A 17083-nucleotide genomic window follows, 5' to 3' on the forward strand; every position below is an offset into this window, starting at 1 on the left:
CTAACCTTTGATTGTTTTATTCATGGTTATTATCAAAAAAACATAAAAAATATTCTTAAAAAATATTCTTAAAAAATATTAATAAATCATTTACGAATATCTCCAGTTAAAATAATTAAGAGCATGTCATAGTATTAAAAAAATTATAATTGGATTTGTGATTAAAATATTGTTGCGGGTAGTTTATGTTTAACCACAATATTAAAACTAAACCTAAAAAATTGATTATTTGGGGAGGTTGATCTTATTTCAATCACGTTATGATAAGAAGAAAAAATGAGAGGTTTTAATTCCGTAGCCTTAAAGGATCGTAAAATTTTAGAATTATGGATGTAAAATATAAAAGAGATCATTATTTACTGCAAAAAAGTATCTTGATTGCGAATAATAATGAACTCTTCTGGTTAATTTTTTCAAATAATTAAACCTTAATCAACCTTTTTCCATTTTGTCAATGCCTCTAAATAATAATAATCGGCATAATTCAAAGGCTTGTCATTTTCTTCACCAGTATGTATATTACCTACAGAATGCATTAGTAAAAAGCCCTGGTTCTTACCATAGCTCGCTAAATAATTATCAGTTGATAATCTTCTTAAAATCTTTTCTGCATAAGATTTCATTGCCACACTTTTCTCTGGCACATATTGTTGTAAGGAAAGTAAAGCAGAAGCTGTTATCGCCGCCGCAGAAGCATCTCTTGGTTCATTTGGAATCTTAGGAGCATCATAATCCCAATATGGAATTAAATCTTCTGGAACTTTTTTACTCTCCATAATATAATTAGCAATGCCTTTGGCTTGATTTAAAAATATGGTATCCTTTGTGTTCTCATAAGTTTGTGTGAAACCATATAGCCCCCAAGCTTGTCCCCTAGCCCATGATGACGGATCTGAATATCCTTGAGCCGTTTGCTTACTTCTTACCGCTCCTGTTTTTGAATCATAATCAACCACATGAAAACTGCTATAATCATCTCTAAAATGGTTTTTCAAGGTCGTTAATGCATGTTTTGTAGCCACATTGTAAAAAGTGGAATCTTTTGTAAATTCAAAAGCTTTATACAGTAATTCAAGATTCATCATATTATCAACGATTACGGGTACATCCCACCCTCTTTCTGAAATCCACCCCATATCTGGTGTCGTATCCCAAGATTGTATTACTCCGATTTCAGGTCTATACCTTGTTATTAAGGAGCGAGCTCCTTTCACCAATACCTCTTCAAACCTTTTTTCTTTAGTGACCACATAACCGTTACCATAGCTACAGTCTAACATAAAGCCCACATCATGTGAATTTGTAATGTATTTCACCGAATCAAGTGCTAGCGTAAATTGTTCTGCATAATCTTTCCATTTATTTGAATGATTATATTCATATATATACCATAATGATCCGGGAAAAAATCCACTTGTCCAATCTTGAAAAGGTTTTAAACGCAATTCACCCTCTTCCGTAATACCTCTAGGTTGTAACAATGGCTTATTATTTTCAATACGATGAATCAAACTGTCGTATTGTTTTTCTGAAAACGCAAAAACCCTGCTTATAAGTTCTTCTTTGGTCTCAACTGTTGTTGCAATCGCATCTTTTTTCTTAACATCTTCACAACATGTTAAACTAAAAACTATTGCAATTATTAATACCCATTTATTGTTGTTCATTTTCTACTGTTTAATTATTTGTAAACCCTCTGTTAGTTTTATTTCCCTATTGTTAAACTTAAAAATACCTGTTGTTCCTTTAGGCAATACTATTTCTCCCTTTACTTTATTGCCTTTCTTTTTTAAATTTACAACAATATCACCGTTAGGATGAGGCATAACAGCCTCAAAACCCTTTAAATCCCCAAAATGAGGTTCAATAGCTATTTCTTCAAAATTCTTACTTAGCGGATAAATTCCAGCAACAACTTTTAAAAAGTGATAGTTAGGTGAAGCTGACCAAGCATGACATTCTGAACGCGGATTAATATCGGTTTCTGCAAAAGTAGTAAGCCCTTGATCTAACTGATTTGTCCAATTTTGCAATAAACTACTATATAAATTACCCAAACCTGATTTTTGCAACGCTTCAAATAAGTAAAACTTATAATAAATGGTGGTTTGAATTAAATCTTTATCATCTAATATTTTATGCATCAACGCTTTTTGATCTTCTTTAGGGACTGCATCAGTTAAAATGGCCATGATATTGGTATGTTGTGAAAATTGTTTTTTATTAGGTGTTTCCGCAAACATTCCTTTTTCCGTTACAAAACAGTTTTTTACAACACTTTGACGGATTCTTTTTTCTAACTCTAGATACCTATCAGCTTCCTCATTATAGCCTAAATCTCTAAAAATTTGTGCTGCATTTTGTAATGTTTTTACAAATTGTAAGGCAACGGATGCCGAATAACCATCATCTGCTCCTGGAGGAATTCCATTTGGATACCCCTGTGCCCAATCTGTAAAATTCCACCATTCCATATTTGTTGGCATATCGCTTTCATCAACTTTAGCTGTCCACCAATCAATTACAGTTTTCATTCCTGGAATAAACTTCTTTACAAATTCATCATCATTTTTGTACATGTGATAATCGTGCAACATATTAACCCATAATAAAGAATAGGTAGGTATTACCTGAACAATATATGACGGATATCTACTTTGCGTTAAACCGCTAGGCAACCTTGAATTATCAAACATTTCAATTGCCTTTCGCATCAATCTATCATCACCATCAACACTAATAGATACAATGGCTTCTATTCTAGTATCACCAACATACTGCAACTGTTCGTAATACGGATCTATAAAACTCTCAACGGCTGAATTTCTAAGTGTTAACCAAGAGGCATCCCAAATTTGAGTTAATACTTCATTGTCTGTTTTAAACTTAGCATTTTCTTTAAAAGGATAAGCTGTATAAACCCCATAAAAATCATCAATTAGCAAGTCCTCTTCACCTGTTTCTATATCTAATTGTACAAATCGATATGTTTTCTGACCAAAGGGTTTAAATTCTCTATTCATACCGCCATCAGGCTCAATAATATCATAATATCCCAGAATATGTTTTCCTTCTACCACATTTCTATTTCCTTTTTTCCAGTCTTTTTCATACATCGCTTCCGAATACGTCACCTTTATCTGGCTCTCTTTTCCCTTAGAATATTTCAGTTCTGGATGTCCAATCGTATGGTGCGATTGATCTAACAAAAGACTTACTTTTTTATTGGGAGGTATTGTAATACTTCCTTTTCCCTTTATAAAGTCATCATTAGCATCTATTCCAACACTTCTGGCAATTTTATTAAAACGTTGTTCCGACTCTTCTAAAAACGGAATTGATCTTGGCACTAAATACCAAGTACTTCCATATAAAAAACCACGCCCTACCGCAAACTCAACAGTAGCCAATTTAGGGTCTAACCAATTTACATCGTCATAATCAATTTCTTTCCATCCCCATTGGTGCTTTTTTGAAATCAGTTTTTCTCCAGGACCGGCCGCATAATAACCACGTAAAGAATCACTAACAAAAGGAATACTTTTAAAACCTTCGTCGTTTATCACTTTCCATTTTGAAGCCTTTCCCGTATTTAAATCAACTGGATTACTTTTCTCACCTTGTAAAATAAATGCGGTTTGAAAAGTCATAGAAGATGCTTTCCTATATTCCCCAAAATTAACCACCTCAGCTGCAATTATATTTTTACCAACTATTAATTCATTCGCAATATCAATTGTTTCGTATCTGTAATTATTAATATCAGAAGATGATGGTCCAGAAATAATGTATCTACCGTTTACAAACAAACGATAACGATTATCTGCTGAAAGATGAACTATAAACTTTTCAGGCATCGCTTTTAAGTCAAAGGTTCGTCTAAATAAGAATTTACGTGCATCTAAAGTTGATTCTGTGGGATGTGTAATCCATTGTGAAGTCCATGCATGTTTAAGTTGTGTAAATTCTTTTCCTTCATGATTAATTTTCACAACAGATTCTTGCGATAAAACACTAAAGATTGACAAACAAAACAACAGGCAAAATGAAAGATAAAATTTATTGACAGTACCAATTGCTAATTCTTGTTTTTTCATATTTAATTTTTATATCTTATAAACTAGCAAACTTGATGTAGTTTATTATAATTTTTTTTAATCTCGGATAAATCTAATTTTGGGGTTTTGTGACTTTAAAATTATCAAAATAGATATATGAATCCTTCTTTGGTGCCCAATCTTCAGCATTACCACCATGAAATGTTGAAAAATAGAACGAATCAATTTCACCTAATGGAGCCAAACGATACCTTACTTTATCATCATGTATTACCTTTTCATTGTCTATCCAAACCTCCATTACACCATTGAATTGATCACTGTCATTTAATTTTATATGTTGTTTTATTTTATACCATTGTCCTGGTTTAAAAAAAACATTCGTTTTAACACTGTCTCCCCATTTGTGCTCCATGTCCATATGATAAAAATAGACGATTATTTCTCCATCTGCGATCCACATATAACGAGCACTCCAGCCTTCACCATTATCAGGATGAACACCTCCTGTATATTTCTCCCCACCACTTGTTAACCCTGGTAATTTACCTCCCAAGCGAAAATCAAAACCTTCCATAAACTTTATGTTATACTCCAATGTATATTCTGAAGCTTTTGGTAATGGCTTGTCAAACTGTATTCCTCCTTGCTTGGGACCTATTGAACCTTTAGGATAAAGTACTTTCAACACTTTTCCATGGGTTTCATCTAATTCAATCGTAGCCCTATCCTTAAGTAATTTCCAATTTACATCTCCAACATCCTTATTTAAATTATTTTCAGTGTACGGACCAATAGTATTACCCTCAAAATCAAGATTAAAAACCTCATTATTTGAGTTATTTACTTGAAGTTTATTTGAACCACAACTGATGGTAATTAATGCACAAATTACTACTATCGAAAAACGTATTTTCATAAACAAACTCTTAAATTTTTAAATATTTAAACATAAACCTCTTTGTATAGTTACTGCTTTTTTTGATTCAGGCAGCAGACAATCTCCTTGTCAAACATGCCACATTCCTTCATAGACATCAAGTATAACTTCTTTATCAAAGTTATCTAAAACCCTATGAAATCGAAAGGCATTACTTAAAAATATATCCTTTTAAAATGACCTGACCATGATCTGGTATTGCCTTTACTAAAGCGTATTTATTTTGATTGTAACTAATAATTTCACTTTCTATTTCATTTCCATTTTGCGTTGCAGAAAGGGACAACCAATTATTTGCTAAACGTACTTTTATAGTTAAGGGATAATCAAAGATTTCATCTTTCATTTTATCCGTTAAACTTATTGACATGGAATTTTCAGAAATAGAATCTACACTTAAAGAATGGGTAGCATATTCTTGAGCATATTTTGCAACATCAGGAAAAGTCCCAATCCATAGCTTATCCTCTTTTTCTTTTAGATATTTAAAAAACGCATCTGTCTTTTCTTGTTCATCAGGTGTTGAAACCTCATGAAAATGTGTACTTCCCCATCCTCTATAATAATTCTTTCCCTCTAGCTTTGAAGTATTATCGAGCAAAGGCAACATGTAATGATTCCGTGTACTATCATTACTATAAATGTGTGGATTACTGATGCTTCTAACTTGTTTAAAATCAATTTTATTTGCGGGATTTAACAGACCAATCACCCCTCTACTCGCAATAAAATGATTAGCAACTTCATCTACATTTCCTTCTCCCCAAGGATAAGCATAGGTTAAACATTTCTGGTTTTCAATATGCTTTTCAATTTTAGTTTTTGTACGATTTAATCTTTTATTATAGACTTTTAATGAAGGATATTCTATACCTCTGACTTTATCTTCATACCAATTTCTATCATCATGCCCCTGGATTGCATTTCCCGCCTTGGAGAGTTCATTAAACAAATCCCAATTCTTTACATTATATTTTTTATCAGCTTCCGTAATAACAAACCATGTATATTTAAAACCATATTTCTTCTGAAGTTCCATCCAAAAGTAAATATCTTTTTCATAATTATCATCAATGGTAATGGTAAAAGCACTCAATTTGTCATCATTCCAAAGACATACGGAAGCTTCTCCAATAGTTTGTGACCAAACTTTATCCGTTATTTCAAATCTAGCAAGTGCAGTATCTTCAAGAATAAAAGTATCTTGTGCATAAGTACCCATTGCGAATAGCAGAAAAACTGATATGTATAATTTTTGTATCATTTTAATTTGCGTTATCACTAACTAATTATGTTTCTCCGTCTAAAAACTATTTCCAATTCCTATCAGAACGGTTGAAAAAATAATCACGGCTAGTCCAAGCCATAAAGTACGCATGGTTTTCGTTGATACACCTTTCCATTCTTTAAAGTATATTCCCCAAAGGGTACTGAATATAATAATAAATGCCATGTGCAAAGTCCAACTGGCAAACTCATATTTTTCGCCTAAAAAAGTTGTACCCATACCATAAAAGAAAAACTGAAAATACCAAGTTACGCCTCCAGCTATTGCTAATAAGTAATTTTTTGGTTTATTAGGAATGTTTTTGTCTGTAAAATCACTAAATGTTTTATTTTTTATACTTAAAATTATGGTCCAAATAAAATTAGTTAAAAACCCTCCCCAAAGTACCCAAACGATAACAGGATTATTCTGAAAAATATCTTTAACACCTAGCTTTAACGCTTCTTCTGCAATAGGCTTACCTGCTGTTAATCCAAATGCAAAACAAGCACTTAAAATACCCGAGATCACAGCGATAACCATACCTTTAGAAAGATTGAATTCTGCTACAGCTTCCTTTTGCTCTTCTGCATTTAAATCCTTCTCTTTTAAGATACCCGCTTTACCCGCTATGGCTATACCTATAAGACTTATTATTACACCTATTAAAACAAGAATACCTCCTTTTGTCTGAAGCAATTCCGAAAAAGTACCGTTGTAAAGTGGTGGTATTAAAGTACCGAAAGCAGCTGTAAAACCTAATGCAACCGCCATACCTAAACCAATACCTAAATAACGCATTGACAACCCGAAAGTGAGTCCACCAATACCCCAAAGCATTCCAAAAAAGAAAGTGTAAAATTTGGTTTCAGAATCACTAGCTCCCAATACTTCAATAAGATTTGGAACTGTAAACCATGCCATAATAATTGGTGCAAAAATCCATGCAGCAAATCCTAAAACGAGCCAAGATGTCTCCCAACTCCATTTTTTTATCAACTTAAATGGAATGTAAAAACTACCCGCGGCAAATCCACCAATTGCATGTAACAATAAACCTATTAGTGCACCCATTTCTTTTGTTGTTTAGTTAGTTATTTTTTTAAGAATATAATTAATGCTCGGAATTTATAACGTTTTATGCTGCTTCAAAATCTTTCTTTAGCAGGGTTTTTGCCAATTTTAACTCATCTGCTGTAAATGATTTTGCTGTTGATGCCGAAACAGCTCCTTCTAATTCATAACTATTTTTGGCACCAGATAACACAGTTGAAATTCCTTCTTGATCTAGCACCCATTTTAATGCGGCCTGTGGCATATTAGTAATATCATCTCTAATTAAAAACTTAAATGCCTCTACTTGATCTACCCTATCTGCCAACGCTGTTTTTGAGTACCGAGCGTTGAGTGTATTCTTTTCAAAAACGGTGTTTTTTGTTATTGTACCTGATAAAAAACCATTCGCTAAGCACTCTCTCGCAAAAACACCAATATTAAGCTCTTTTGACAACGTATTCACCAATTGTTGAGCTTCTCTATTCATTAAACTTAACACCACCTGAACAACATCTATTTTCCCTTCTTTTGCCCATTCTCGTGCCATATTCTCCGTTTGATTAAACATAGAAATAGAATGTCCAATAAAACGAACTTTCCCTTGTTTTTTAACTTGCTCGATCCCCTCCCAAACATCATCGTGAATTTCATCTGAGGAAAATGGAGAATGAAAGAAAAGGACATCTATATAATCTGTTTGCAATCGCTTTAAACTTTCTTCAACAGAATCGATTACCCGAGATTTATAAAACAAAGAACGCCCACCTTCAATACATGGATTTCTACCAAATTTTGATGAAATATGTACTTTATCTCGTTTTCCTTTTAAAGCTTTACCCAATACAATTTCTGCAACACCATCTTGCTTGTCAGTTCCATATTGCGGGGCGGTATCAAATATATTTATACCGAGGTCTATACCGGCATTAATCGTTTTAATTCCATCTTTCTCCGCAACGCCACCATATACATTATTCCCAAAAGCCCAAGTACCTAGGCTAATTTCACTTAATTCAAGACCTGTCCTTCCTAAAGTTCTATATTTCATATTCTTAAATGTAATTTTTTATTATGCCTCCCAACTTATCAGTTGCATTTTCAATAAATGAATTGACTATTCTTGCTCCATGTTCAGCAGTTGATGGTCGCGGATCTTCTCCAGAAACCGCATCAATTTCCAAAGATATTTCTCTGTCTTTTGGCAAACTAGTTAAATCAACCGTTTCTGGATCAAAATATAACTGTAAGGAAGTTTCACCTAAGGCAGAATGATTTGCTACCAAAAGATGATCAGGTATAACATCAAATTCTGCTAAAGCCCAAAAGAATTTATGAGGATATTTTTTATTAAAATCACGTGCAACATCTCTTAATATTTGAAGATGTGGCTCACCTGCATGTCCTGACAACAACACCACTATTTTAAAGTTCTGCTCTGCTAATTGCTCGAAATACTCTTCACAAATTAATTGAATTAATTTTTCAGAAAACTCGATTGAGTGATTGGGAAAATCAACGCCAGGATATGATTTTATTAAATTAGCAGCTAAACTAATTGGAGGAAAAACTAATCCTCCTACTTCTTTTGCTAACAAAGAGCAAAGATGAGTCGCTTTATGTGTATCTAATCCTGTAGGATTATGACTACCATGATATTCTATGGCTCCCCAAGGCAAATAAGCAATAGGATAGTCCTTTTTAATTTCTTCTATTTGGGTAGGACGCATTTTATCAAAATGCCCCCATTTTATATCATCTTTCATTACTCCAAATCTTTATGATAAATTAAAGGATTTTGAGCTTCATTATTTAATAGATCACCAATTTTTAATGATTTGAAATAGTCGTCTGGTAACACATTTTGTTTTCCATTAAAAACACTTCCATCAGGCATATAAGCACAGGTCATTGCTTTTCTTGTATACGGTGTCATATTTACACCTGCGGCATGTATTGTTAATCCATTATGAAAGGAACATGATCCTGCCTTAATAATTGATGGTGTTGGGTCCTTTTTAGCATAATTGGGATAATCACTAAAAATATCGCCCATATTTGCTCCAATTCCTGGTTCTATAAAATCGGTATCTTTTTGAGAGCCCTGCATAAAATATAAACATCCGTTTTGCAAGGTTACATCTTCTAGTGCCACCCAAACACTTAGGGCTTCCCTATGGCTAAATGACCAAAAGGGCGTATCTAAATGCCATGCTGTTGGGTTACCCCAAGGTTGTTTTACCAATGATTGATCATGCCAAATTCGAATTCCATCAACATCAGCTAGTTCGGCTGCCATCTTACCGAGATTCTTATCAAACATAATTTCTTTTACGCCATCATCGGTCATCCATAAGTTAATAATTTGGTCAAAAACTTTTCCAAAATATTCAGCATCTTTATTAATACCATCTGAAGCTCCCGTCTTAATTTCAGAATGCGGAAACTTTCTTCCTTTTCTAGCTTTTACAGCTTCGTCAATAGTCGTTTTCCAATGCTCAACTTCAGGTTGTGATAAAAAATCGTCAATGATCAGAAATCCGTTATTTCTATAAGAGCTTATTTGTGTTTCAGATAATTTATGTTTCATATTCTTTTGTATTATATACTGCTTAAATCTATTAATAATTACAGTTGTACTATTAACTTTAATAGAATTTATACACAATGATACATTTATGATTGTTGTAATTTATCCTGTGCTATCCTGTTTACAACAGTTAAGAATCTATAACAGTTAATTACTAACATCACATACGTTAGTACATACTTTCACAGAATCATTTTATATCTTTAAGTAGATTTTCTATCAATAAAATTAAACGGGTTTTTAATTTTATCGTGCTTTTTATTTAAAATAAGTTCAGCGGCAGTTTCCCCCATTTGTTTAAAATCAGTGCTCACTACTGTAATCCCAAGAAGTTCTTTTAACGGTGTATCGTTATACGAAATAACACCAATATCCTTACCTAGCACCAAATTATTATCTCGTTTTAATTTCACAAGATTAACCAAATCACTTTCTTCAATAACAATAAAAATTTCATTCTTCTTTATATCCATATTTTCAGAAATTTCAGATAGAATTTCGAAATTTAGAGAATACTCGAAACAAAACTTTTTAAACCCATGTAAAATTCTTCTAGGGTACGGATAGAATGTGTTTTTAGGAAAAACTAGATTTATTTTATCAAACTTTAATATTTTGTCAACACCTTTCTTTAAAGCATCATAAATATCATTTTCAAAATCTTGATACACTTCAGAATACGCATTCTTTTTATCTACCTTATTATCTAATACAATAATTTTTTCATTTGGAATTTTATCCATTACCGTTAATGCCTCTTTTGTCAAACTGATATGATCTAATTTATCAGTTTTAAAGTGTGGCATAATTACATAATAGTTAAACCCACCAACATGTTGATTAATTAAATTAACAAATAAAGATTCATCGCAGTGATAAATAAATAATGAAACATGACCAAGACCTTCAAGATGCTTTACAAATGAATTGTATATCTTCATTTTATATGAGCTTAATTTATTAATGAGAAAAAAAACATTAATTTTAGAGATAAGTTCATTTTTAGAAACATAACACCCCTTCCCTTTAACAGATATTATAATTTTTCTATTTTTTAAATTCTTATAGGCCTTTTCAACAGTATCTCGAGATAGGTATGATGCTTCACTTAACTCGTTAATTGAAGGCAACTTGTCACCTAACTTTAGTTTACCACTTGAAACATCACTAACAATTGAATCTACAACTTGCTTATACTTAGGGACTTTAGATTTTTCGTCAATAATAACTGATACATTCATAGTAAGAAATTTGCAAGTATTAGGGAGCGTTAATCTAACAAAAATACCATTTTTGTAGTCTAAAAGTGTTATTTTAACAACATAAAATTACAGTACAGCACAGGATACTTATCTGCTAATTCATAATTAAATTTAAGGCTTATAATAAAAAGATTATTAATGGACATTGATAAAAATACATTTAACCACGTAACCTACTTATGGAACCACGATAAAGCCTCTAAATTAGGAGATGATCAAGTTGCCTTATTTTTATATCGCTCAAATATTTTAGGAGCTGATTTAAGAATAACGAATTATGGAGGTGGAAATACAAGTTGCAAAACCATTGAAAAAGACCCTTTAACCAATAAAGAAGTTGAAGTAATGTGGGTAAAAGGTTCTGGAGGAGATATTGGAACGTTAACAAGAAGTGGAATAGCTGGACTTTATACAGAACGGTTACGAGACCTAAAAAACGTTTATGGAGGTTTAGACGATGAAGACAGAATGGTTGGACTATTTAACCACTGTATTTACGATTTGGATAGTAAAGCTCCATCTATTGACACCCCTTTACATGGACTACTACCCTTTAAGCATATAGATCACTTACACCCTGATGCATTAATAGCAGTTGCGGCGGCAAAGGATAGCGAAAAGGTAACCAAAGAAATTTGGGGAGATACTATGGGCTGGGTACCTTGGCAAAGACCTGGTTTTGATTTAGGACTCCAATTAGAAAAGTGCTTAAATGACAACCCTGGAATCAGAGGAATTGTTTTAGGGAGTCATGGGTTATTTACCTGGGGTGATACTTCGTATGAATGTTACATGAACAGTTTAGAAGTAATAGAACAAGCTTCCGAATATATAGAGCAAAAAATAAAAGCTAAAGACCATGTTTTTGGTGGAGAAAAAATAAAATCAGTACCACAAAATGAACGTAAAGAAAAAGCAGCTCAACTAATGCCGCTTTTAAGAGGATTATGCTCTTCAGAAAACAGAATGATTGGTCACTTTACAGATAATGAGGTTGTTTTACAATACATTAACAGTAATGATCTGGTAAGATTAGCACCAATGGGTACCTCTTGCCCTGACCACTTTTTAAGGACTAAAATACAACCTTTAGTACTAAAATTAGACGCAAAAGATGATGTTAGCAATACAGAAGAAACTTTAAAAAAATTAGAGCCTGCTTTTGAGGTCTACAGACAAGAATACAAAGATTATTACGATACTTGCAAACGTAGTAACAGTCCTGAAATGCGTGACCCTAACCCTGTAATTATTATTTACCCTGGAGTAGGCATGTTTAGTTTTGCTAAAAACAAACAAACCACTAGAGTTGCTAGTGAGTTCTATATCAATGCAATTAATGTAATGAGAGGAGCTGAAGCAATTACGGAATACACCTCGTTACCCCGACAAGAAGCATTTGATATTGAATACTGGCTTTTAGAAGAAGCGAAGTTACAACGGATGCCAAAAGAACAACCTCTCTCAAGAAAAGTTGCTTTTGTAACGGGTGCCGGTGGAGGTATTGGCAAAGCAATTGCAGATAAATTAGCATCAGAAGGAGCAAATGTTGTACTCGGAGATATCGCTGAAGAGCGATTAAAAGAAGCTCTTGGAACCTACAAAAATGATGTCGCCATTTATGCAATTTGTGATGTTACTAAATCGGAATCTATAGCAAACGCTTATAAAAAAGCTTGTTTAGAGTTTGGTGGTGTTGACATTGTGGTACACAGTGCCGGCTTAGCAATTTCTAAACCTTTAGAAGAAACGACCGAAAAGGATTGGGATATTTTACAAAACGTACTTGTAAAAGGTCAGTTTGAGCTTGCAAAGCAAGCTGTTGAGGTCATGAGAAAACAAAACTTAGGTGGCGACTTTATAAGTATTGCCAGTAAAAACGGACTTGTTTCTGGCCCTAATAATGTTGGTTATGGCACCGCTAAAGCAGCTCAACAACACATGGCACGATTATTAGCCGCCGAATTAGGTAGCGATAAAATACGTGTAAATACTGTAAATCCGGATGGCGTTATTGTCGGTAGTAAAATTTGGGAAGGAGACTGGGCAGAAGGAAGAGCAAAAGCTTATGGAATCACTGTAGATGAACTTCCCGCTCATTATGCAAAAAGAAACTTATTGAATGAGATAATTTACCCTAAAGACATTGCGAATGGTGTATTTGCCTTAGTTGGCATTTTAGATAAAACCACAGGAAACATTATCAATATAGACGGAGGAATGCCAGCTGCTTTTGTAAGATAGCTAATTATAAAAAAATTATTATTTGAATTAATTTTGAGATTCTTTCTATAGATTAGTATTAATTTATAGAAAGTTCTCTTTTTTAAAAAGAGCATATGAAAATTACAGAAAATCAAATTGCACATGTTAATAAAGTATCGTTATCCGTTCATAAAACTAGTTACGATTATATATCAAACACTTTATCTGAAAAAGGACATAACGTTAAGGGTATTATTGACAAACTTGCCAACTTCCAAGTAGCAATACCAAGCTGGGCATTGGGTGCAGGAGGAACTCGGTTTGGCAGATTTTCCTTTTATGGTGAACCTTCCAATTTAGAACAAAAACTGGAAGATGTTGGTTTATTACATGCACTTACACAGACCGCAGGAGCTATTTCATTACATATTCCATGGGATGTACCAGAAGATTATAGTGCCATTAAAGAATTAGCATCTTCGTTAGATTTAAAATTTGACGCTGTAAACTCAAATACGTTTCAAGATCAGAAAAACGCAAAAGAAAGTTATAAATATGGTTCGTTAAGCAACTCTAGTCAAGGAGTCAGAGAGCAGGCCATAGCTCACAATATTAATGTTATAAAAATCGGCAAAAAACTGGGATCAAAAGCACTAACCGTTTGGTTGGCAGATGGCTCAACTTTCCCAGGACAAAGCAATTTTCAATCAGCTTTATCAAACACTGAAAATAGCCTTAAAGAAATATATAAAAACATACCTGACGATTGGAAATTATTAATTGAATACAAACCCTATGAACCCAATTTTTATAGTACCGTAATACAAGATTGGGGCACCTCATTTATGTTGGCAAATGCTTGTGGAGATAAAGCTTTTACTTTGGTTGACTTAGGTCACCACCTTCCTAATACTAATATAGAACAAATAGTTTCTACGTTAATGCTAAAAGGAAAATTGGGTGGATTTCATTTTAATGATAGTAAATATGGTGACGATGATTTAACTGTTGGAAGTATAAAACCATATGCTTTGTTTTTAATATTTAATGAGCTCGTTTACGGTATGGAAAATAACCCTCAAAATCCAGATTTAGCTTGGATGATTGATGCCAGCCACAACATTAAAGATCCTTTAGAAGATTTAATTCAATCATTAGAAGCTATTCAAGAAGCTTACGCAAAAGCTTTACTTGTTGATCAAAAATCATTAAGAACCGCTCAGCAAGAACACGATGTAGTGCGTTGCCAAGAAATAATACAAGAGGCGTACCGTACAGATGTAAGACCATTACTAGAGAAAGCAAGACTAGAAAAAGGAGGTGCCCTACATCCTATTACAGCCTTTAGAGCTTTAAAAGTGAGAAATCAATTACTAAAAGAACGAGGAAAACACACTCAAGCAACTGGTTTATAAAATGAAGACCCACGTTACTGCCATATTTGATATCGGAAAAACAAATAAGAAGTTTTTCCTTTTTGATAATGATCACCAAGAAATCTATAGAGAATATATACGTTTTGATGAAATAGAAGATGAGGATGGGCATCCTACAGAAAATTTACCTGCCTTACAAAAATGGTTGAAAGATGTTTTTAACAGAATTTTAGATTCTGAAAATTACAATATAAAAGCAATTAATTTTTCGACCTATGGTGCAAGTATTGTTTATTTAGATAAAAATGGCAACGTACTTACCCCCCTTTATAATTATACTAAACCCATTGATGATAAAATCATAAATGATTTCTATAAAAAGTACGGTCCCGAAGAAACTTTTACTACGGAAACAGGCTCACCTAAATCAGGAATGTTAAACTCAGGAATGCAATTGTATTGGATAAAGCAAACGAGACCCGATGTTTATAAGCACGTAAAATACGCATTACATTTTCCACAATATTTAAGCTTTATATTTACAGGTATCCCTCTAAGTGAATACACAAGCATAGGTTGTCACACTTCGTTATGGAATTACGAGACGAAAGACTATCACAAATGGGTCTACGAAGAAGAAATTGATAAAATATTACCTCCTATCGTATCTACAGAAACGAGTATTAATATGAACTACAATGGCAAACGCATTAAAATTGGCGTTGGTATTCATGATAGTTCTTCAGCACTACTTCCTTATGTGAGAAGCATCAAAAAGCCCTTTATTTTAGTTTCAACCGGCACTTGGAGTATCTCATTAAATCCACACGCCACTAACCCGAAACTTACTGAGAAAGAGGTTGAAAACGAGTGCATAAACTATATGCGTATTAATGGTAAGGCTGTAAAATCATCTCGTATTTTTTTAGGAAACGAATATAAAATTCAAGTTCAAAAGTTAGCGAAGCATTATAATGTTGCGTCTGATTATCATAAAACAGTCGACTTTAGCTATAATTTATACACTAAAATTGTAGCTGATTTTGAACATTTATTTTTTTGGGAATCGTTGACTACTGAAACAATGCCTAAAAAAACTAAATTACCTTACGATAATTTTGAATTGGCCTATCACCATTTAATTACCGAATTGGTAATTTTACAAGTTGAAAGTATAAAAACAGTTATTGGAAACGATAAAATAAAACGCTTATATGTTGACGGAGGGTTTACAGACAATGATGTCTTTATCCGGTTATTATCACATTATTTACGTGATATGAAATTAAAAACGACGACGTCATCATTAGGATCTGCTTTAGGAGCCGCTATAGCCATTTCAGATTCTAAATTAAACTCAAAATTTTTGAAGGATAATTATTCCTTGAAAAAGCACGTGCCATTTATAATTAAGTAATAGTAAAATGCAACTTGGAAATGGTCGATTACTAAAACCTCAACTTTTCAAAATAGTTAAGTACAATCTACTTAACATCAACTTCTTTTTACGACTAAAACATTAAGTACAAGACTTATTACAATTAAAGTAATACCTAAAACACTTAGTAAAGTATAGCCTTCATGGAACCAAATTACACCTGCAATCATTGTAAAACCTACCTCAATATATTTTAAGGGTGCAACCAACCTCGTTTCCGATTGCTGCATTGCTTTGGTCATATAAATCTGCCCAAAATATCCGGAAACCCCTAAACTCAATAACATAAGCCACTCCCATCCTTCTGGTGTAATCCAGTAATTAATACACAGCACTCCACTAACTAAAAATGCTAGTGTCATAAAATAATTAACGACTACCATCGGATGGTCCTTATTTCCAATTAATCGTATAAGCACAAACACAAGTCCCGTAAAAATTGCAGAAAGTAATGCAAAAACATACCCGAGTCCGAAACTACTAAAATCAAAACCCTTTAACATCAGTACACCAACAAATGCTGTTAGAAAAAATAACCATTGGATTGGCTTAATTCGTTCTTTCAAAATAAATAACGCGAATACAGCAGCAAAAATTGGAGCAATATATCGTATTGAAACAGCCGATCCTGTTGACAGTAACTTCAATGAAGAAAAGAACAATATCATGGCTATTAAACCAATGACACTCCTCAAAAGTAAGAGCTTCACTCTATTGCCAACAATAGGAATTTTCTTTTTTATCAAAAATGGATAGGTAAAAAACAACGACCCCAAGGCCCTGAAAAACACTATTTGATATACATTAAATTTCCCTAAATACTTCACACCTATATTTAACATTGCAAATGCTAAGGCACTAATTATCATAAATTGAATTGCTTTTTTCAAAAAA

General features: G+C 33.1%; 13 protein-coding genes. 3 read left to right on the plus strand and 10 right to left on the minus strand.

Annotated elements, in window-relative coordinates; genetic code table 11:
* Positions 1–428: 428 nt before the first annotated feature.
* The 9 genes from D3P13_RS09075 to D3P13_RS09115 all read right to left on the minus strand — a co-directional run bounded on the left by D3P13_RS09075 (position 429) and on the right by D3P13_RS09115 (position 11149).
* Entirely contained in the window at positions 429–1667 is a 1239-nt protein-coding gene (locus D3P13_RS09075; protein WP_117881573.1) for a glycoside hydrolase family 88 protein, read from the minus strand.
* Between the two features lie 3 nt (positions 1668–1670).
* Complete coding sequence (locus D3P13_RS09080; RefSeq protein WP_117881575.1) at positions 1671–4097, minus strand: alpha-L-rhamnosidase-related protein; 2427 nt, start codon at positions 4095–4097, stop codon at positions 1671–1673.
* Positions 4098–4170: 73 nt separating this feature from the next.
* Positions 4171–4977, minus strand: a complete 807-nt coding sequence (locus D3P13_RS09085) for a polysaccharide lyase (protein ID WP_117881577.1) — start codon at positions 4975–4977, stop codon at positions 4171–4173.
* Between the two features lie 172 nt (positions 4978–5149).
* Positions 5150–6262: a polysaccharide deacetylase family protein gene (locus D3P13_RS09090; RefSeq protein WP_117881579.1), complete on the minus strand. Its 1113-nt coding sequence runs from the start codon at positions 6260–6262 to the stop codon at positions 5150–5152.
* A 39-nt stretch (positions 6263–6301) separates the two neighbouring features.
* Complete coding sequence (rhaT, locus tag D3P13_RS09095; RefSeq protein WP_117881581.1) at positions 6302–7339, minus strand: L-rhamnose/proton symporter RhaT; 1038 nt, start codon at positions 7337–7339, stop codon at positions 6302–6304.
* A gap of 64 nt (positions 7340–7403) precedes the next feature.
* Positions 7404–8369 carry an aldo/keto reductase gene (locus D3P13_RS09100; protein ID WP_117881583.1) on the minus strand — a complete coding sequence of 322 codons (966 nt, stop codon included), beginning with the start codon at positions 8367–8369 and terminating at the stop codon, positions 7404–7406.
* Between the two features lie 4 nt (positions 8370–8373).
* Positions 8374–9084, minus strand: a complete 711-nt coding sequence (locus tag D3P13_RS09105) for a creatininase family protein (RefSeq protein ID WP_117881585.1) — start codon at positions 9082–9084, stop codon at positions 8374–8376.
* Positions 9084–9908 carry a phytanoyl-CoA dioxygenase family protein gene (locus D3P13_RS09110; protein ID WP_117881587.1) on the minus strand — a complete coding sequence of 275 codons (825 nt, stop codon included), beginning with the start codon at positions 9906–9908 and terminating at the stop codon, positions 9084–9086. The genes D3P13_RS09105 and D3P13_RS09110 overlap by 1 nt, the downstream gene beginning before the upstream one ends.
* 203 nt (positions 9909–10111) lie before the next feature.
* Positions 10112–11149: a GntR family transcriptional regulator gene (locus D3P13_RS09115; RefSeq protein WP_117881589.1), complete on the minus strand. Its 1038-nt coding sequence runs from the start codon at positions 11147–11149 to the stop codon at positions 10112–10114.
* Between the two features lie 159 nt (positions 11150–11308).
* On the opposite strand from D3P13_RS09115, the gene D3P13_RS09120 reads away from it, so the two are divergent.
* The 3 genes from D3P13_RS09120 to D3P13_RS09130 all read left to right on the plus strand — a co-directional run bounded on the left by D3P13_RS09120 (position 11309) and on the right by D3P13_RS09130 (position 16168).
* Entirely contained in the window at positions 11309–13414 is a 2106-nt protein-coding gene (locus tag D3P13_RS09120) for a bifunctional aldolase/short-chain dehydrogenase (protein ID WP_198679998.1), read from the plus strand.
* Between the two features lie 95 nt (positions 13415–13509).
* Complete coding sequence (locus D3P13_RS09125) at positions 13510–14790, plus strand: sugar isomerase (protein WP_117881591.1); 1281 nt, start codon at positions 13510–13512, stop codon at positions 14788–14790.
* A 1-nt stretch (position 14791) separates the two neighbouring features.
* On the plus strand, positions 14792–16168 hold the full coding sequence (locus D3P13_RS09130; RefSeq protein WP_117881593.1) for an FGGY-family carbohydrate kinase: 1377 nt from the start codon (positions 14792–14794) through the stop codon (positions 16166–16168).
* 77 nt (positions 16169–16245) lie between these two features.
* On the opposite strand, the gene D3P13_RS09135 is transcribed toward D3P13_RS09130, so the two are convergent.
* Positions 16246–17079 (minus strand): DMT family transporter, encoded by an 834-nt coding sequence (locus D3P13_RS09135; protein ID WP_262511829.1) that lies wholly within the window; start codon positions 17077–17079, stop codon positions 16246–16248.
* Between the last annotated feature and the right edge of the window lie 4 nt (positions 17080–17083).

It is taken from the genome of Aureibaculum luteum (assembly GCF_003449015.1).
Classification (GTDB): Bacteria; Bacteroidota; Bacteroidia; order Flavobacteriales; family Flavobacteriaceae; genus Aureibaculum; species Aureibaculum luteum.